The sequence below is a fragment of the Brevundimonas sp. AVps31 genome, from assembly GCF_058681355.1.
On sequence record NZ_CM178736.1, the window covers coordinates 2,239,294 to 2,258,986 of the forward strand.

Annotated in this window: 11 protein-coding genes; 8 read left to right on the forward strand and 3 right to left on the reverse strand. The window is 68.3% G+C overall.

From position 1 onward, the window contains the following. Positions 1-17 precede the first annotated feature (17 nt). Positions 18-626: a class I SAM-dependent methyltransferase gene (locus ACW174_RS10805; RefSeq protein ID WP_492014439.1), complete on the forward strand. Its 609-nt coding sequence runs from the start codon at positions 18-20 to the stop codon at positions 624-626. A 33-nt stretch (positions 627-659) separates the two neighbouring features. Here ACW174_RS10805 and ACW174_RS10810 read toward each other — a convergent pair whose 3' ends face one another. Then, complete coding sequence (locus ACW174_RS10810; RefSeq protein WP_492014440.1) at positions 660-3,140, reverse strand: glycoside hydrolase family 2 protein; 2,481 nt, start codon at positions 3,138-3,140, stop codon at positions 660-662. Further along, positions 3,137-3,949, reverse strand: a complete 813-nt coding sequence (locus ACW174_RS10815) for an alpha/beta fold hydrolase (RefSeq protein ID WP_492014441.1) — start codon at positions 3,947-3,949, stop codon at positions 3,137-3,139. The genes ACW174_RS10810 and ACW174_RS10815 overlap by 4 nt, the downstream gene beginning before the upstream one ends. Positions 3,950-4,143: 194 nt before the next feature. Between ACW174_RS10815 and ACW174_RS10820 the strand changes: the two genes are divergently transcribed. The 7 genes from ACW174_RS10820 (at position 4,144) to ACW174_RS10850 (ending at position 12,703) form a co-directional block, all read left to right on the forward strand. Further along, positions 4,144-6,318 (forward strand): TonB-dependent receptor, encoded by a 2,175-nt coding sequence (locus ACW174_RS10820; RefSeq protein ID WP_492014442.1) that lies wholly within the window; start codon positions 4,144-4,146, stop codon positions 6,316-6,318. Positions 6,319-6,365: 47 nt separating this feature from the next. Continuing rightward, positions 6,366-8,003, forward strand: coding sequence for an AMP-binding protein (locus ACW174_RS10825; RefSeq protein ID WP_492014443.1), 1,638 nt, complete (start codon positions 6,366-6,368; stop codon positions 8,001-8,003). Positions 8,004-8,179: 176 nt separating this feature from the next. Continuing rightward, the gene (locus tag ACW174_RS10830) at positions 8,180-8,827 is read left to right on the forward strand and encodes a TetR/AcrR family transcriptional regulator (protein ID WP_492017270.1); all 648 of its coding nucleotides are present in this window, start codon (positions 8,180-8,182) and stop codon (positions 8,825-8,827) included. After that, on the forward strand, positions 8,820-10,073 hold the full coding sequence (locus tag ACW174_RS10835) for a serine hydrolase domain-containing protein (RefSeq protein ID WP_492014444.1): 1,254 nt from the start codon (positions 8,820-8,822) through the stop codon (positions 10,071-10,073). The genes ACW174_RS10830 and ACW174_RS10835 overlap by 8 nt, the downstream gene beginning before the upstream one ends. 51 nt (positions 10,074-10,124) lie before the next feature. Further along, the gene (locus ACW174_RS10840) at positions 10,125-11,465 is read left to right on the forward strand and encodes an MFS transporter (RefSeq protein ID WP_492014445.1); all 1,341 of its coding nucleotides are present in this window, start codon (positions 10,125-10,127) and stop codon (positions 11,463-11,465) included. Between the two features lie 3 nt (positions 11,466-11,468). Further along, positions 11,469-11,840 carry a MerR family transcriptional regulator gene (locus ACW174_RS10845; RefSeq protein ID WP_492014446.1) on the forward strand — a complete coding sequence of 124 codons (372 nt, stop codon included), beginning with the start codon at positions 11,469-11,471 and terminating at the stop codon, positions 11,838-11,840. 59 nt (positions 11,841-11,899) lie between these two features. Beyond that, complete coding sequence (locus ACW174_RS10850) at positions 11,900-12,703, forward strand: GDSL-type esterase/lipase family protein (protein WP_492014447.1); 804 nt, start codon at positions 11,900-11,902, stop codon at positions 12,701-12,703. A 96-nt stretch (positions 12,704-12,799) separates the two neighbouring features. Here the strand turns inward: ACW174_RS10850 and ACW174_RS10855 are convergent, their stop codons facing one another. After that, positions 12,800-19,405: a cadherin-like domain-containing protein gene (locus ACW174_RS10855; protein ID WP_492014448.1), complete on the reverse strand. Its 6,606-nt coding sequence runs from the start codon at positions 19,403-19,405 to the stop codon at positions 12,800-12,802. Positions 19,406-19,693: the final 288 nt, after the last annotated feature.

Genomic DNA, 19,693 nt, shown 5'->3' on the forward strand with positions numbered 1-19,693 from the left:
TTTGATCGAGGCTCGCCATGGGCGGACGCACCTTTCTGACCAATCTGTTTTTCGGCAAGGAGGCCGCCGCCCGCCGCCACGCGGCGCGGACCCGGCACATCCGCGACCTGCCGGATCGTCAGCTGATGGCCAAGGCCTTCATCCCTGCCTTCGCGGCCGGAGGCGGGCGCATTCTGTGGGTCGGCTGTCGCGTCTATACGGCTCCGGACTATGCCGCTCTGGAGACGCAGGGCGCGCAGGTCTGGACCACGGACATCGACCCCGCCGCCGCCCCCTACGGTCATGGCGAGCGTCACCGCACGGGCGATGTGTGCGAGATCGACACCGTCTTCCCGGACATGAGCTTCGACGCCATCCTGTGCAACGGCGTGCTCGGCTACGGCGTCGATGCGGTCGAGCAACAGCGCAAGGCGCTGGCGGCCATGGCGGCCATCCTGCGCCCCGGCGGCCGCCTGTTGCTGGGCTGGAACACCGACAAGATCGAGGATCCGCTGGCGGCGGGCCTTCCCGACCCGTGGTTTGAATCGGCCGCCTTCGCCGACCAGCCGTCCCGCGTCCGCTTCGACACCGTCACCCACGTCTACGACAGCCTGATCCGTCGCCAGAGCCTGATCGACCAGGGGTAGGGTCGAACTGCGCCCAAGCCGGCCGATTTCGCCTTAGCGATCGTTCCAGCATCGGACCATCAGGTCATCCGGCCCGATGGGGCTTGAGCCGGTCACAGTCACGATGCGCGTGTCTCCTGTGGCCATGTCGAAATGGTTGTCGCTGAAGCGCAGGTCCGTCCGGCGCGAGGTCAGGTGCACGAAAGCCAGCCAGGTCCGGGCCGTCAGCCTGACCCGGAGTGTCGTGGGTGACAGCCGGGTCATCCCGACCTCCGGCCGCGCGCCGCTCTCCAGCGCCAGCGCCGAGATCGGGACAAACAGATGCCGCGCCGCTTCAAACTGGCCGGACGTGGACATCGCTCGCAGCACGCGATCGGGTCGCGCGGGCAGGGTCGCTGACCACGGAACGGCATGACCGCCGCACGCCGCTGAAAAGGGCAGGGTCCAGCCTTGCTCGACCGCGCCGTCCAGCGTTTCCAGCGTGACGAGGACCTCGCCCGCCAACGGGCTCAGCGTATCGTTGCTGATCCACAGGTCCAGCGCGTCATCCGCACCGCTCCTGAACGAGGCCAGCACCGGCGCGAAGGCGCGGCGCACCGCGTGATACGACGCCTTTTCCACGCCGTCGTAGTCGATCAGGCTCCAACTCACGCAGGGCCAGCAGTCGTTGAGCTGCCAAAGGAGGGCGCCCGAGCAGTGTGGGCGACGGCGGCGGAAATGCTCGATGCCGAATTTGAGCCCCTCCGCCTGACACCACTGGGTGAAGTCGACATACTCGCGCAGCGTGGTCGGCAGGCCCGTGACCGGCGTCATCATGGCGTCGGCCTTGCGCGCCTCATCCTTGATGCGGGCCAGGAAGCCCTCGCTGTCCGGCGTCAGGTCCGCCGGGTCCATCCAGCGCTCCAGCGTCTCCAGCGCGGGCGCGGCCTGCAGGCCGAACTCGCTGACGAAGCGGGAGGTGTCCTCCGCATAGCGGGTCCAGGCCACGCCCTCGGGCGATGACTGGAAGTCGCCGATCATCACGTCGTCGGGAATGGGCGGCACCCCGTGCCAGACGGTCCAGTCGTGGACGTCGCCGGCCTTCATGCTGTTGGGGTTCGGCCCGCCCCAAGGGCTGCCGGGCCAGTAGAGCGCGCCGGGATCCAGCCGCTCGACCACCTCGGGCAGGACCTCGTCATAGAGGCGCAGCCCGGACAACCGGCCGTCTTCGCCGGCCTTGTCGTTGTTGATCCGGTGCATGGCCTGGCTCTCGTTGTTGCCGCACCACAGGGCCATGCAGGCATGGTGGCGGAGCCGGCGAACCTGGTCCTCGGCCTCGGCTTTCACCGAGGCGGCGAAGGCGTCGTCCTCCGGGTACTGGGCGCAGGCGAACATGAAGTCCTGCCACACCAGAACGCCCTTGCGATCGCACAGGTCGTAGAAGAGGTCGGGCTCATAGATGCCGCCGCCCCAGACGCGGATCATGTTCATATGGGCGCCGACCGTCTGGTCGATGAGCCGCTCGTAAGCCGCCGCATCCACCTCGCCCACGAAGGAGGAGGCGGGGACCCAGCAGGCGCCCTTTGCGAAGAGGGGTACGCCGTTCAGCACGAAGCGGAAGAAGGTCGCATCCGGCTCGTCGGGATCGGGCGACTGGTCCAGTTCAAGGGTGCGCAGGCCGACGTCGTGGCGGATCTGATCGACCTCGCGGCCATCGTCTGCGAGCAGGGCGGCCGTCAGGGTGTACAGCGGCTGCCCGCCCAGATCGGCAGTCCACCATAGCTGTGGCGTGTCGATACGAACCGGCAAGGACAGGTCCGCTGCCGGGCCTTCATGACGGAAGGCGGTGGTCCCGTCCGGAGCGCTCAGCGTCAACCTGATACGGGCGGTCCCGGCGCCGCTGACGCCGATGCCGATCCGCGCCTCAGCCGCTTCCGGTCCTACCGTCAAGGTGGTGAAGCGCAGATCGGTGAGGCGGGCGCGCGCGCGCACTTCCAGCCGTGCTTCCCGCCAGACGCCCACCGTCGGCAGGTCCGGACCCCAGTCCCAGCCCCAGCCGAACTGGGCCTTGCGCATCTGGTTGCGCCGCGATCGGCTGACCCGGTCGGTGAAGGCGGTCCAAGGCGGCAGGGTCCCGGCCGGCGCCGCAAGGGCCGGCGGGTCGAAACGGATCGTCAGCTTATGCCGCGTCCCCGCCTCCACCCGGTCGCTGATGTCGAAGACCCAGCGGCGGAACATGTTGTCGGCCCGCCCGATCTCCTCGCCGTCGAGAAAGACCGTGGCGAAGGTGTCCAGCCCCTCGAACACCAGTTCCGCCGTTTCGCCGGGGATGAGGGTCGGGGCGACGAAGGTCGTGCGTTGCCACCATTCGCGGTCACGCACCCAGGCGGCGTCGGCCTCGCCTCGGCCCTGGAAGGGATGCGACAGCCGTCCGGCCTCGATCAGGGCGACGTAGGCGTCGCCGGGGGCGGAAACCGGGATCCAGCCGTCATCGCCGCTCGCGGAGCCTTCGCCCGGCGTCGCGTCGCGCAGCTCCCATTGGGTCAGCAGGGTCATGATCCGGCGCCCGCCCGGGCGGCCTCGACCTCGCCGATAAAGCGCTCGACCTCAGCGGTGGCGCGGTCGCCGGCGCCGACGAAATAGTTGTGGCCGATGTTCTCGAAGGCGACCAGCCGGGCGCCCGGGATCATCTCCGCCAACGCCTTGCCCGCCTCAAAGGGCACCGTCACATCCTGCGTGCCGTGCAGCACCAGGGTGGGCCGCTTCACCCCCCGAACCGCCTCGGGATCCACGCTGTAGTGCGAGATGGCCAGCGCCTGTGCGATGACGCCGTTCAGATCGTAGGGATCCGCCGCCAGCACTTTCATGTCACGGGCGATGGCGTCGTCCGGCGCGGCGTCGCCGTAGCCGTTCCTGAACTTCGGTCTGGCCAACAGTTTCAGGACCGGCATGGCGTTGTAGAGCAGCCGGATCAGCCAGTCGGGCTTGCGCTTGAGATCCGGCGTCTTCGCCATCGTGCAGCCCAGGATCAGCGACCGGGTCCGTTCCGGGTGGCGGATGCCGAACTCCAGCGCGATCCCGCCGCCCATCGAAACCCCATAGACGTGGGCCGACTGGACGCCCGCCGCGTCAAGCACCGCCAGTGCGTCCGCGGTCATCTCCTCGACGCTGGTCCGGCGCGGCGCGCCGCTCTGGCCGGTGCCCCGATTGTCGAAGGAAATCAGGTGGTAACGGTCGCCCATCGCCTCCTTCAAGGGATACCACATGCCGGAGCTGTAGCGGTGTCCCATGATCAGCAGGATGGGCACGCCCGCGCCCTGTTCGTCCCACGCAAGGCGCACGCCGCCGCGATCCAGAAAACGCATGATCCTCTCCCTTGTGCGGCTTGTTTCGTCTCGGGGGACAACCGCTTCAGGAACACACTCAAACGACCCCACGTCAAAATCAAGATGTTCATTCGCGAATGAATGAGTGTTGACGTGGGCCGGATTCGGTGGAACTCATTCGGTCATGGCGACGCAAGATCGCCGAGGAAACAACACAGGACAGGGGGACCGATATGGCCCGTAATATCTGGATTTCGACGTCCGTCGTCGCGCTGCTCTGGTGCGGTGCCGCTCAGGCGCAGACCGCCACGCCCGCCCCGCAGGAGCCGGAGACCACCTCGCTGGGCGAGGTCGTGGTCACCGCCGAGCGCCGCACGACCAACCTGCAACAGACCCCGATCGCGGCGGCCGTCCTCAGCGGCGAGCAGTTGCAGAACAAGGGCGTCACCAATATCGAGACCCTGCAGTTCGCCATGCCGTCGGTGACGGTCCAGAACTCGGGTCAGGGCAACAGCTTCAACATTCGCGGCATCGGCAAGACCGAGAACAGCTCCTCGATCGGCGTCGGCGTCATCACCTATCGCGACGGCGTCGCGGTCTTCCCGGCCTATTTCCAGAACGAGCCGCTCTACGACATCCAGAGCCTTGAGCTGCTGCGGGGGCCGCAGGGCACCTTCGTCGGCCAGAACGCCACCGGCGGCGCGGTCTTCATCACCCAGCGCAACCCCGACTTCTCGGGCGTGAACGGCTATGTGACCGGCCAGTACGGCAGCTACGACAACATCCGTCTGCAAGGCGCGATCAATGTGCCGCTCAGCGACACTTTGGCCCTGCGTCTGGCCGCCAACCACGAGCAGCGCGACAGCTTCTACACCGTCATCGAGGGCACGCCGACGACCGGCGGGACGCCCGGTGAGGTCGAGATCGAAAGCTACCGCGCCAGCCTGCTGTGGCAGCCGTCGGACGCGCTGAAGGTTCTGCTGAAGACCGACTACAGCCACGTCGATCTGGGCGGCTATCCGACCACGCCGGTTACCGGCACGGACGGTCTGTTCAACATTCGCTGGAACGGGCCTGCGCGGGGTGTGGACGAGATTTTCCGCACGACCCTGAACGTCAACTACCAGTTCGACAACGGCATCACCCTGCGGTCGATCACCGGCTACCAGGACGGCACCACCTCGGTGCAGGCCGATCTGGACGGGACAGCAAGCCTGCCGTTCACCTCGAACATCAAGGTGGACCAGCGCCTCTGGTCGCAGGAGTTCAACCTGATCTCGCCGGACGAGGGCCGCTTCAGCTGGATCGTCGGGGCCTACTATCAGGACGACCTGATCGACTTCCCGGCGGGCCAGTTCACGACCACCCAGTATCTGTCTCCGACGATCCCCCTGCTGGTCGATCTGACCCTGCAAGGCCGCAATCCCAAGTCGACCGCCGCCGTCTTCGGTCAGGTCAGCTATGATCTGACCGACTCGCTGGAACTGCAGGTCGGCGCCCGCTACTCGCGCTCGACGGTCGAGAACGACGCCATCAGCGCCATCCCGCAACTGGGCCTGGCGATCAGCCAGAACGACAAGGTCGAGGAGGACAAGGTCACCGGGAAAGTCGCCCTGAACTGGACGCTGGACCGCGACAACTTCCTGTATGGCTTCGTCGCCACGGGCTACAAGCCGGGCGGCCTGAACGGTCCGAACATCCTCGGCGTGCCGCCGGGCGCCTTCGAGGGCGAAGAGGTCACCGACTTCGAGGCGGGCTGGAAATCCACCCTGTTCGACGGTCACGTCCGCACCCAGCTGGGCGCCTACTACAACATCTACAAGAATTTCCAGGTCGTCGTCGGCGACCCGGTCACCCCGACGATCACAACGATCTCGAACGTGCGCGGCGACACCACCATCTACGGTCTGGAAGCCTCGGCGCAGGGGCGTTTCGGCGCCCTGGGCTTCGATGTCGGCGCCTCGCTGTCGCACTCCGAACTGGGCGACTTCTTCGCCCTGGACGCGCGCGGAACCCTGGCCGGGGCCTGTGACCCGGAAACGGGGCCGGCCACCGTCAACTGCGTCAACGTCGGCGGCAACGCCCAGACCTATGCGCCCGAGTTCACCCTCAGCGCGGGCGTCGAATATGACTTCCGTGTCGCCGGGGGCGTCCTGACGCCGCGTCTGGACTACAGCCACATCTCGGACGTCTGGGGCACCATCTTCGCCAACGAGGCCCGCGGCGACCATCTGGAAGCGCGCGACATCTTCAACGCCCAGCTGACCTATGACCGGGGCGACGGCTGGATGCTGCAGGCCTACGGCACGAACCTGACCGACGAGGAATACGTCGGGGCGGTGAAGTCGGGCCAGCGCTACGCCGGGCCGCCGCGCCAGTACGGCGTCCGCCTGACCCGCACCTTCTGATCCGTATCGGGGCGGGCCTTCGGGTCCGCCCCACATCGTTTGAGTTCATGTCCCCCCATTCGCCGATGACCGTTCCGAAACCCCTCGACCGTCCGTCGAAAGACGCCGGCGCCCCGCGCGTGCGTCCGCTGGAAGCGATGGCGGACGGCATGCAGGCCTACGAGTTGACGGTCGACAAATTCCTGACCCATGCCGCCCGCTGGCATCCCGATGTCGAGGTCGTCTCCTGCGATATCGACGGCGAAACGACGCGGATGGGCTACGGCGCCGTGCTGGCGCGTAGCCAGATGCTGTCGGGCGCCCTGCTGGACCTCGGGCTGGAAGCGGGCGAGGCCGTCGCCACCCTGGCGTGGAACACCCGGCCGCATATGGAGATCTGGTACGCCGTCATGGGCGTCGGCATGGTCTGCCATACCCTGAACCCCCGCCTGACCGCGACCCAGCTGGCGTCCATGCTGGAACAGTCGGGCGCGCCGGTTCTGGCCTACGGCGCGGGGCTGGCCGGACTGGCCGCCGACATCGCCGCCCGCCGTCCCGGCCTGCGCCTGATGGCGCTGGACGAGCGCCCGACCAATCCCCACACCATGGATGTCGAGACCCTGATCGAGGCCGGTCGCCCGGTCGCCTGGGGCGGTTTCGACGAACGCACGCCCGCCGGGCTGTGCTTCACCTCAGGCACCACGGGGGCCCCCAAGGGTGTCGTCTATACCCACCGCTCCAACTACCTCGTCACCCTGCGGTCAATCCTGCCGGACTCCCTTGGGTTGACGCGACAGGACACCGTGCTGGTCGCGGTGCCCATGTTCCACGCCAACGCCTGGGGCTTTCCCTTCTCGGCGCCCGCCGTCGGAGCCAAGCTGGTCCTGCCCGGACGGGTCACGGACGGCGCACGGCTGGCCCGCCTGATCCGCGACGAGGGCGTGACCGTCACCGCCGGGGTGCCGACCGTCTGGCTGGGTCTGGTGGATCACGTCGAGGCCGGCGGCGAGGGCGTGCCCTCGCTGCAGCGCATCGTGCTGGGCGGCGCAGGCTGCCCCGAAGCGCTGATGACCCGTCTGGAACAGACCCTCGGCGTTCGCGTCCAGACCAGCTGGGGCATGACCGAGCTGTCGCCGACCGGCACCCTGTCGCCGCCCGATGCCCCGGCGCGCGTCTCGGGCATCACCTCGATCGGCCTGGATATGAAGCTGACCGACGCCGAGGGCATCGACCTGCCCGACCAACGTGGCGGTGTGGGCCATCTGAAGGTGCGCGGGGCCAGCGTCGTGAACCGCTATCTCGGCGCCCCCGCCCACGCCCTGGACGCCGACGGCTGGTTCGACACCGGCGATCTGGCGGCCATCGACGCGGGCGGGGCCCTGACCATCGCCGGTCGCTCCAAGGACCTGATCAAGTCCGGCGGCGAGTGGATCAACCCGGCCGAGATCGAGGCCATCGTCGGCGCGCTGGACGCCGTTTCGCTGGCCGCGGTGGTGGCGCGTCCTGATCCGAAATGGGGTGAGCGTCCGGTCCTGGTCGTCGAACTGCGCGAAGCTGTCTCCGACGAGGTCTTCCGCGCCGCGCTCAAGAGCCGGGTCGCCGACTGGTGGATCCCCGACCGGATCGAGCGGATCGACGCCATGCCGCTGGCCGCGACGGGCAAGATCGACAAGACCCGCCTGCGCGCGGCCTACGGTCAGGCCTGATGGCGGCTTCCAAGTTCACCGCTGCCGTCCGATCCTCCGCGGAAGTGATTCCGCCGGAGGCTCCCGTGACCGCCAAACCCGCTACGGCCCGCCGCAAGGCGGCGTCGGCCCCGACAAAGGCCAAGGCCGCCGCCAAGCCGCCCGGCCGCTCCAAGGCCGAACAGCGCGCCGACAGCCTGGAACAGATGCTGGACGCCGCCGAGGAGCTGTTCTCCAGGCACGGCATGTACGGCGTGACCCTGAAGGATGTGGCGCAGAGGGTCGGGGTGCACACCTCGCTGATGCACTATTATTTCAAGGACAAGCAGGACCTGTTCGAGCAGGTCGTGAAACGCCGCGCGCCGATCACCATCGGGCGTCGGGTCGAGGCGATGAAGCGGTATGCCGAGGAGACCGGCGATCATCCGACGGTCGAGGGCGCGCTGCGCGCCTTCCTTGACACCGATCTGGACCTCTACATCGAGGGTGGCGAGGGGTGGCGGAACTACGGCGCTCTGGGCGGCCAGCTGAACAACACCCCGGTCTGGGGCGCGGCGGTGATGTGGGAGAATTTCGACCCCGTCGTGCTGCAGCTGATCGACCTGCTGAAGAAGGCCATGCCGGACGCCGCCGAGGAGGACATCTTCTGGGGCTACCACTTCGTCACCGGCGCCCTGACGCTCAGCCTGGCGCGAACGGGGCGGATCGACCACCTGTCCGGCGGCCTGTGCCAGTCCGAGGATTTCGAGGCCATCAAGGCCCGCATGGCCAGCTTCATGGCGGGCGGCTTCAACGCCATCTGCCAGCAGCGCGCAAGCGAACGGAAGGCCGTCGCCGATGCATAGTTTCGCCGGTTTCCCCTTCGCGCACCGCCCCGAGGACCTCGGATTCGACAGTGGCCGTCTGGCGCGCCTGGATTCCTATATGGCGGACATGGTCGAGACCGGGCGCGTGGCCAGTGTCGCCACCCTGATCCTGCGCCACGGCAAGGTGGTGGCGCAGCGGACCCACGGCTCGGCGGTGCTGGGCGGACAGACCCCGCTCAGCCCTGACGCCATCTTCCGCATCTATTCAATGACCAAGCCGATCGCCGCGACGGCGATGATGATCCTGTTCGAGGAAGGGCGCTGGACCCTCGACGATCCGGTGACCAAGTTCATCCCGGAGTTCGCCGACCTCAAGGTTTTCGCCGGCGTCGGTCCGGATGGCGAGATGATCCTCGAGGACGCCAGACGCCCGCCGTCGATGCGCGAGGTGATGAGCCATACCGCCGGCTTCGCCTATGGGCTGTTCCCCGACTTCCATCCCCTTGAGAAGGCCTATCTGGCGGAGCGGATCGCCCGTCCCGAGGGCCCCCAGGCCTTCATCGACCGTCTCGCGGCCCAGCCCCTGATGTTCCAGCCGGGCACGGAGTGGTTCTACTCCATCGCCTCCGGCCTGCTGGGCGTGATCGTCAGCCGCATCTCGGGCCAGTCGTTCGGCGATTTCCTTCAGGACCGCATCTTCGCGCCGCTCGGCATGGTCGACACCGGCTTCCAGACCCGCGCCGACAACGCCGACCGTCTGGTCACCTTCTATCAGGACGACGGTCAGGGTGGTCTGAAAGAGGTCGCGGAGGTCCTCGGCGCCCCGATCAATCCCTTCACCGCCCCGCCCGAGTTCGAGGATGGCGGCGGGGGACTGGTGTCCACCCTCAGCGATTACGCCCGCTTCGCCCAGATGATCCTCAACAAGGGTGAACTGGACGGGGTGCGTATCCTGGCTCCGGTCACGGTCGAGCTGATGGCGACCAACGTCATTCCCGATGCGGTTCTGGCGACGACCAACCCGCTTCGCCTGCTGCCTTTTAATCCCGCCTTCGGATTCGGCCTCGGCTTCTCGGTGTTCAGCGATCCGCGCCGGATGGGCTCGACCGAGGGGCGGGGCACCCTGGCCTGGGGCGGCATGGGCGGCACCTGGTTCTGGATCGACCCCGAGAACGACCTCGTTTTCGTCGGCCTGATCCAGCGTCTGGCCGACCCGATCTCCGGCGAGTTCCGGGCCAAGGCCCGCACCTTCACCTACACGGCCCTGACGCGGCCCGAGCTCTGACTTTCACCAGCGACAGACGGACCTGAAGGTCCGCATTCCGAGGAAACGACGATGACCATCCTGGATGCCGCGGCGGCCTCTCCGCCGCCGACAAGCGCGTTCCGGAAGACCAAATGGAGCGTCGTCTGGCTGCTGACCCTGACCATTTTCTCGGCCCTCACGGTCGGAGGCCTGCTGGCGCCGATCCAGGAGGCGGTGAAGATCGACCTGGGCCTGAGTGACTTCCAGCTGGCCATGATCGTCGGCAGCGCCACGGCCATCCCCGCCGCCATCCTGTCCCTGCCCATCGCCTGGATGGTCGATCACCACACGCGGACGCGCCTGCTGATCATCCTCGCCTCCTTCTGGGCGGTCGGGACGATCGGTACGGCCTTTGCGCAGGATTTTTACGGCCTGTTCGCGGCGCGACTGGTGTCCGGCATCGGCGCGGCCACGGCCTTCCCCGTTCTCGTGTCCATTCTGGCGGACGTCTGCATGCCTGAACGTCGGGGGCGTTCCATGCTGTTGATCTCGATCGGCGCCTGGGCCGGGGTCGCCGCCGCCTTCGCCATCGGCGGCACCCTGTTCGGCTGGCTGGAGGCCAATCCCTCGGCCTTCATCGCCGACATGCCGCCGTGGCGTGAGTTGCATCTTCTGGTCGGCGTCGCCGCCGCCGTTCTCGTCCTGCCGCTGTTCCTGATCCGGGAGCCCGTGCGCCACGAGGTCGAACGGGCCAACCCGCCCCTGCGCGTCGCCCTGGCCGCCTTCTGGAGTCGGCGCAAATTCCTCGGCTGGCTTTACGTCGGGAATTTCGCGGGTGGATTTGCGGAAGGCGCCGCGGCGCTGTGGATCGGCTCCGTGCTGGTTCGCCAGTATGGCCAGTCGCCGGGCGAGTTCGGCGGCTGGGTCGGGCTGGTGATCCTCGGATCGGGCATTCTGGGCTCGATCATCGGCGGCTTCACCGCGGACATCAGCCAGAAGCTGAAGATGCGCGGCGCGATCCTTCTGCCCGCCCTGATCGCGACGGCGCTCAGCATTCCGGCCAGCGCCTATCCGATCATGCCGAACGTCACCCTGTTCGCCTGGGTCCTGTTCGCCCTGCTGCTGGGCGGGGTGATCATCAATCTGGTGAACTCGGCGGCGATCGCCGTCCTGCTGCCGAACGAGGAGCGGGCGACCAGCCTGGCCGCCCTGGCCATCATCGCCAAGATCGTCGGCGGTCCGGTGACGGCGGGGGTGATCGCGTGGATGACCCTGCTGTTCAAGGGGCCGACGGGGCTGGGCATGACCCTGACCTGGCTGGGCGTCATCACCGGCATTATCTCGCTGATCGGCTACTGGCTGGCCATGCGCAACGCCCCGCAGCCGGCCGCCGAGGCGCTGCCGGACACGCCGCCGGTCGAGGCGGCCTGAACCATGTCGTCGGTCGCCCCGGTTTCGTCCCGCGGTCCGCAGGCCGTCCACGCCGTGGTCAGCATCTCGCGCCTGTCGGCGATGACCGGGGTCACGCCCCGCGCCTTGCGTCACTATGAGGACGTCGGCCTGATCCGGCCGCATCGCGCGGCCCACGGCGTGCGACTGTTCACGCCGGATCAGTGCGAACTGGCTTCGCTGATCGTGTCCCTGCGGCGGTGCGACGTGTCGCTGGACGACATCCGGACCGTGCTGGCCGAGGAGGTTTCCGACGCCGACCGTCGCGCCCGTCTGCGCAGCGTGCTTCAGCGCAAGGCCGACGAACTGGCGCGCAAGCTGGAGGTGGTGACCGCCACCCTCGCGCGCGCCGCCTGATCCGTCTAGCGTTGCTGGCCCGGTCGGATACGGGCGTCCACCGGATACAGAGGCTCCTCATGACCGCTGAAACGCCCAAGGGCATGGTCGACCATCTGCCCGGCAACGGCGGTCCGACGCCCGAAGCCCTGGCCTTCGCGACCGCCTATATGGCCGAGGGCGAGATGGACCTGACCCTGCTGGCCAAACTCGGCGACCCTGGATTCCTGGCGGAGCGCGAACGCCAGAAGGCGGCCCAGCGGCAGGTCGACTGGGCCAACCTCGGCTACTATCGCGACGACAACGCCGCGCGCGCCGGACACACGACCAAGGTGGTCTTCATCGGCGATTCCATCACCGAGATGTGGCGGATCGCCCAGCCGGACCTGTTCACCGGCGGCGTGGTCAACCGGGGCATCAGCGGCCAGACCAGCCCGCAAATCCTGCTGCGCTTCATGGCCGATGTGATCGCACTGAAGCCCCACGCCGTGCACCTGATGTGCGGGGTCAATGATGTGGCGGGCAATACCGGGCCGACCACGCCGCAGGACTATCGCAACACCATCCTGGCCATGCTCGACCTGGCCCGCGCCAACGGCGTCACCGTCATCCTGGCGGGGCTGACGCCGGTCACCGGCCTGCCGTGGTCGCCCGAGGTGCGGGATCCGTGCGGGCGGGCAGGGGAACTGGATCTCTGGCTGGGGGCGCTCGCCGCCGAGCGCGGCCTGATCCACGCCGACTATCGCCCGGTTCTGGTCGATGCCGACGGCGCGTTGCGGGCCGACCTGACCCGTGACGGTGTCCATCCCAATCTGGCGGGCTATGCCCTGATGCGCCCGATCGCGGACGCGGCGATGGCCAGGGCCCTGGCCGCCACCATCTGAGCCTCTCCCCGGTCGCGCAGCGAAAAGGACCCCTTCCTTGCGGAAGAGGCCCCCGTCGTCGGGCCCTCGGGCCCGTCTGGTCGATGGCGCGGAGGTCTACATCAGCCAGCTGTCGTAGTGCGCGATCAGGTCGGTGTCGTGCAGGATGCCGTTAAAGGCGCCGGCGACCGGGCGAACCACCATGTCCTCCAGCGCGATCTCCAGGCCCGGCTGGACCTGCGGCAGATCGAGGTCCTTGGCCAAGTCCCCGAGGGCCGGAAGCACCAGCGGCTGGTCGCCGCCGACGGACAGGAAGTCGTCGTCCAGGATCGGCAGGGTCTGCGGTCCGAAATCGGCCTTGACCTCCACCGCGGGCGCGCCGGCGTTGAACAGCGAGGCCACGGTGAAGGTGCCGTTGCTGAAGCGGACCATTTCGATCCCCTCCAGGATATCGACGCCTTCCTGATCGGCGCTGTTGTGGCTGATGCTGTAGCGGCCGTTGCCCAGATCGGTGAGCGTGTACTGGCTGCGGTCATAGCTGAACCGGGCGGTGTCGGTTCCCGCTCCGCCGAACAGCAGGTCGTCGCCATAGCCGCCGAACAGGAGGTCATCGCCGTCGCCGCCTTCCAGACGGTCCAGGCCCGCGCCGCCGCTCAGGCGGTCGTCGCCCGCCATGCCGCGCAGAACGTTGTCGCCCAGGCCGCCGACGATGGTGTTGGCCAGTTCGTTGCCGACGATGGTGGTGTTGTATTCGCTGGAGGCTGCGTTGGCGGTCATGACTTCCAGCTCGACCCCGGCGGCCAGGGTGTAGTCGCCCAGAATCTGCGCCGTGTCGTAGCCGCCACCGATGGCCTCGACGACCGCGTCTCCGGCGCGAAGGGCGTAGGTGTCGTCGCCCGCGCCCCCGATCAGGATGTCGCGCACCGTGTCCCAGCTGCCGTCCAGATAGTCGTTGCCGTCGCCGCCCAGCAGGATGTCGGCCCCGACGCCGCCGTTCAGGCTGTCGTGACCGCCGCCGCCGTTCAGAATGTCGTCGCCGTCCGCGCCATAGATCTCGTTGTCCGAGGCGTTGCCGGAGCCAATGAAGTTACCGGTCCCCTCGAACGACAGGTCTTCGACATTGGCGGCCAGGTTGAAGACGTTCACCGTGGTGATGACGACGTCGTGGCCTTCGCCCGCCAGCTCCACGATCGTGTCGCCCGCGGCGTCGACGTAATAGGCGTCATCGCCCGCGCCGCCCTGAAGCTGATTGGCCGCGCCCGTACCGCCGAACAACCGGTCCGTTCCTTCGCGTCCCAGCAGGACGTCGCGCCCGGCCCCGCCACGCAGTTCGTTGTTACCCTCGTCGCCGACCAGAAGGTCGTTGAAGGCCGAACCGGTGACGTTCTCGAAGCCGGTGAGAACGTCCGCGCCGCCTTCGCCGTCCTGGGCCGTACGGGCGTAGAGGTACGCCGCCACGCCGGCGGTCGCGTCGGCATAGGAGACGGTGTCTTCGCCGTCGCCGCCGTACAGCCAGTCATTGCCGCCGCGGCCGTTGATGACGTCGTCGCCCGCGCCGCCGATCAGATAGTTGACGCCCGCGGCGCCCGTGAGGGTGTCGTCGAAGGCCGAGCCGGTCAGGTTCTCGATGCTGGTCAGGATGTCCCCGGCGTCATCGCCGTCGTTGGTCGCGGCGCCTGTGGTCAGGTTGGCGTTCACGCCGCCGGCCGCCGCCGTATAGACCGCCGTGTCGCTGCCCAGACCGCCGTTCAGCGTATCGGCGCCCGCGCCGCCGACCAGCAGGTCATCGCCCGCGCCGCCGGTGAGGACGTTGTCCGAGGCGTTGCCGTAGCCGGTGAAGGCGCCGGTCCCGGTGAAGGTCAGGTCCTCGACGTTGGCGGACAGGGTGTAGACGTTGCGCGTGGTCTCGACCCGGTCGCGGCCCTGTCCGGCCAGCTCAACGACGGTGTCCTGGGCCTCGACCACATAGACGTCGTCGCCCAGCCCGCCCTGCAGCGTATTGGCCGCGCCCGCGCCGCCGACCAGGGTGTCGTTTCCGCCCAGACCCAGCAGGACGTCAGAGCCCAGGCCGCCGCGCAGGACGTTGCCGCCGGCCGTGCCGATCAGGGTGTCGTTGAAGTCCGAACCGGTGACGCTCTCGAAGCCCGACAGGGTGTCGGTCCCGGCGCCGTTGGTGGTCTGCGGCGCGCTCAGACGCAGGTCCACGCGCACGGCCGAGGCTGCGCCCGAATAGACGACGGTGTCGATGCCCGCGCCGCCGGTCAGGGTGTCGTCGCCCGCCGTGCCGACAATGGTGTCGTCGCCGTCCACGCCGGTGATGGTGATGGTCGCCGTGGCCGTCTGGCCGCTTTCCAGCGTGTAGGTGAAGGTCTCGATCGCGCTGGTGTTGGCACCGCCCGAGCCCGGCGCGCTGAGGTCGCTGAAGGCGCCGTTCTGGTCGTAGGTGAAGGTCCCGTCCGCGTTGACGGTCAGCAGGGCGCCCGAGGCGAGCGTGATCTGCGTCCCCACCGAGGCCGGCGCGCCGTTGACGGCGGCCACCCGGGGAGCGCCGTGGTCCGGATCGGTGTCGGCGCCCGCGCCGTTGTCGGCGAACAGATTGCCGGTCACTCCGACGCCCTCATTGGCCGCGAAGGCGTCGGCGGCGGCGGTCGAGGCGTCGACCACGGCGACCAGCCGGATGGGAGCGGTGGTCGTGGTCACGCCGCCCGCGCCGTCATTGGCGACGAAGGTCAGGGTGGCGGTGGCCGGGGTCTCGTCCGACGTGGTCACGAAGCTGAAGATCGAGGTCGGGTCGGTGTTCAGCAGGGCGTTGATCTGGGCCGCCGTGCCGGTGATCGTCACCGAGGCCGTGCCGGAGCCCGTCACGACGGCGCCGCTGGTCCCCGCATCGAGGGTCAGCGCGCCGTGATCGACCGACAGGGTGAGGGTCAGCTCGCCACTGCTGTCCGGATCCGTGACCGACAGCCCGCGCGCCTTGAAGTCGGCGGTCGTCTGTTCGATCGCCGAAAGGCCGAGGTTGAAGACCTGGGCCTTGACGGCTGTGCTGCTGGTGTCGCCGCCGGCGCCGCCGCTGCCCTGGCTGATGTCCTGCCAGGTGATGACGAAGCCGCCGTCCGGCAGGGCCGTGATCTGAGCGACGGCTTGCGCATTAAAGGTGGCGGTGTTGACAAGGATTTCACCACCGACCCTGCCGCCGAGGGCATCGTAGGCCTGGGCCTTGATCGCCGTGCTGCTGACGTCACCGGTGGCGCCGCCGACGCCGAAGCTGCCGTCCTGCCAAGTGATGACGAAGCCGCCGTCCGCCAGGGCGGTGATTTGTGCGACGCTCTGGGTGCCGGAGACCGCCGTATTGACCAGCAGTTCGTTTCCGACCGCCGCGCCGTTCGCGCCGAACATCTGGGCCTTGATGGCCGTGCCGCTCGCGTCGCCGCCCGCGCCGCCGCTGCCGAGGCTGTTGTCCGTCCAGGTGATGACGAAGCCGCCGTTCGACAGGGTGGTGATCTGGGGTACGCTCTGGGCGCCGTTCACGGCGGTATTGGCCCGGAACTCGCCACCGACTTTCGATCCATCCGCGCCGAACATCTGGGCCTTGATCGCGCCGCTCGACGTATCGCCGCCGGCGCCGCCGACGCCCAGGCTGTTGTCCTGCCAGGTGACGACGAAGCCGCCGTTCATCAGGGCCGTAATCTGGGAGGCCGACTGCGCGCCGCTAACCGCCGTGTTGACCAGAATTTCCCCGCCGGTCCTGACGCCGTCGGCGGTGAACACCTGCGCCTTGACCGCACTGCTCGAGTTGTCGCCGGTCGCGCCGCCGGCGCCGAGGCTGCCGTCCAGCCAGGTGACGACAAAGCCACCGCCCGCCAGGGTCGTGATCTGCGGAATGGTCTGACCATTCAGCACGGCGGTGTTGACGACCGTTTCCCCGCCGACGGCGCCACCGGTCGCGTTGAAGACCTGCAGGTTGATGGAGGAGCCGGAACCGTCCTTCACAGCGCTGAGATCGGTCCAGACGACGGCGAACCCTCCCCCGGCCAGGGCCGTGACCTGGGCCTGAGACTGGTCGTTAGAGGTCTGGGTGTTGACCCGGATTTCGGCCCCGAGCGGCAAGCCGTCGGAGCCGTAAATCCGGGCCTTGGTCGCCAGGCCGGATGGGTCGCCAGCCGCGCCGCCGACGCCGAAGCTGCTGTCCTGCCAGATGATGACGAAGCCGCCGCCATCCAGAGCTGTGATCTGGGGTACGGACTGAGCGCCGGCGACGGCGGTGTTGACCGGCAGTTCCCCGCCCAGCTTGGCGCCCGACGCCGCGAACACCTGGGCCTTGATGTCGGTGTTGCCGGAGCTGGCGTCCGTCCAGGTCACGACAAACCGGCCGTCACCAAGCGTCGTGATCTGGGCCGCCGACTGGGCGCCGCCTGTCTGGGTGTTGACGAGGATTTCAGTTCCGCGCGGGCTGACCTCTCCGCTGACGTTGACGGTCGGCGCGTCATTCACCGGCGTGATGCTGAAGGTGAAGCTCTGGCCCGTGACCGTGCCGCCGATGCCGTCGCTGACCGAGAAGCCGAACGCGGCGGAGGTGGTTTCACTGCCGTCGTGGAGGAAGACGATGCGTCCGTCGACCACGTCCTGCTGCGTGAAGGTTCCGTTCAGCCCCAGCGAAGAGCCGTTCTTGAACACCGTGCCGTTGGTCGGCAGGGTGGTGATGGTATAGGTCACGCTGACGTCGGCGTTGTCCGCGTCGTTGAAGTCCAGATCAGCGGCGGTCAGCACGACCTGCGCGCCCTCCAGCACGGTCACGACCTGATTGTGGTTCAGCACCGGGGCGTCGTTCAGGGCGACATTGGCGATCTGGGCCGTGGTGGTCGCCGTCCCGCCCTGACCGTCATCGACCGACATCGTCAGGGTCGTGTTGGCGGGCGGCGCATCGCTGGTGGAGCTGTAGCTCAGCACGCTGCCGCCGTCGGTGTTCAGCAGGGCGCTGATCTGGGCCGCCGTGCCCGTCAGGGTGATGCTGGCCGTACCCGAACCCGAAGCGGTCGCGCCGCTGGTCCCGGCGTCCACCGTGATCACGCCGGAGGTCACCGACAGGGTCACGGTCAGGATGTCGCCCGCGTCCGGATCGGACACGTCGAGACCCAGCGCCTTAAGGCTGAGCGGGGTCTGTTCATTGGCGACGAAAGCCGCGCCGAAGACCTGGGCCTTGATCGCGGTGCCGCTGGTGTCGCCCCCCGCGCCGCCGACGCCGCTGCTCGGGTCGGCCCAGCTGACGACGAAGCCGCCGCCGGGCAGGGCGGTGACGACGGCGCTGCCCTGGTTTCCGCTGATCGCCGTGTTGACCAGCAATTCGCCGCCGGACCGGACGCCCGACGCGTCATAGACCTGGGCCTTTACGGCATAGTTTGAACCGTCGCCCAAGGCGCCACCCACGCCGACGCTGCCGTCGGACCAGACGATGACGAAGCCGCCATCGGACAGGGCGGTGATCTGCGGGCTCTGTTGATCGCCCGCAGTGGCGCTGTTGACCAGCAGCTCGGTCCCCACCTTGGCGCCGTCGGCGCCGAACACCTGGGCCTTGATGGCCGTGCCGGCCGTGTCGCCGGTCGCGCCGCCGACGCCGGCGCTGTAGTCCTGCCAAGTGATCACGAAACCGCCGTTGGCCAGGGTGACGATCTGCTGGATAGTCTGACCGTTGGCGGTCGCGGTATTGACCAGGATTTCGCTCAGCACCCGCGTTCCGTCGGCTTCAAAGACCTGGGCCTTGATCGCGAAGCCGGAGTTGTCGCCGGTCGCGCCGCCCACGCCCTGGCTGTTGTCCAGCCAGGTGACGGCGAAGCGGCCGCCGGCCAGGGCCACGACCTCTGCGTTCTGCTGGAATCCTGACGTCGCCGTATTGACCAGGAATTCGCCGCCGACCTTGTCGCCCGTGGCGGTGAAGACCTGGGCCGCGACCGAATAGTTGCTGCCGTCGCCGCCAGCGGTGCTGAAGCTCTGCCAGGTGACGACGAAGCCGCCGTTCGACAGCACCGTCACGGACTGGGTGGTCTGGGCGCTGTCGGTGAGGGTGTTGACCATGAAATCCGGTCCCAGCGGGGCGCCGGAAGCGTCGAACACCCGTGCCCGGATCGAGCTGCCGTCCGCATCGCCGCCGGTCGTGGAGGTGTCGAGCCATGTGGCGACGAAGCCGCCGGTCGGCAGGCTGGTGATCTGGGGCTGAACCTGGCTGCCGTCGATATGGGAGTTGAGCACCAGTTCGCCGCCCAGCGGCACGCCGTCGTTGCCGATCACCCGGCCCTTGATCGCCCAGCCATTGCTGTCACCGGGGTTGCCGCCGACGCCCTGGCTGAGGTCGCGCCAGGCGACGACATAGCCGCCGCCGGCCAGGGCGGTCACGGTCGCTTCGCTCTGCTCGTTGACGGTGGCGAGGCTGACCAGGATTTCGGCGCCGACCGGCTGACCGGCGGCGGAATAGGTCTGGGCCCGGATGTCGCCCTGCGCGTCGGCGCCGCGGTCCTGCCAGACCACGGCGAAGCCGCCGTTCGACAGGTTGACGATCAGCGGTGTGATCTGCGCGCCTGCCGTCGTCGTGTTGACCAGGATTTCACCGCCCGTCCGGCCGCGGGTCGTCGGGGCGATCACGACAGAGGGCCCGCCTGTCCCGGCGAAGGCCAGGGGGGTGACGGTCGGGACAAGCGAGGTCGCGAACGCGGTCGTGGTCGATGAAGTCATGGAGGGCCCCGAAAGATAGTCGACGCGGCGCTCAAGACCTCAGCCGCGCATGCGCCGAGGAACACCGGAAACTGCCCCGATCCTATCGGTTTAAGGTCTGCTTAAACATGTCCGTGCGTCCCAAAGTGTCGTCCGTCCGTCCCCGGGCGATACCCGGGAACCGGGGCGTCATCGGTCGACAAGGCTCACCTCGGGCGCCGCGCACAAGGCGGGGCGTCGGTCCAGGAGCGCTTGGCAGGCGACCGGCTGGCGATATAACCCGTGGCCATCAACATCGGATCTGCCGCC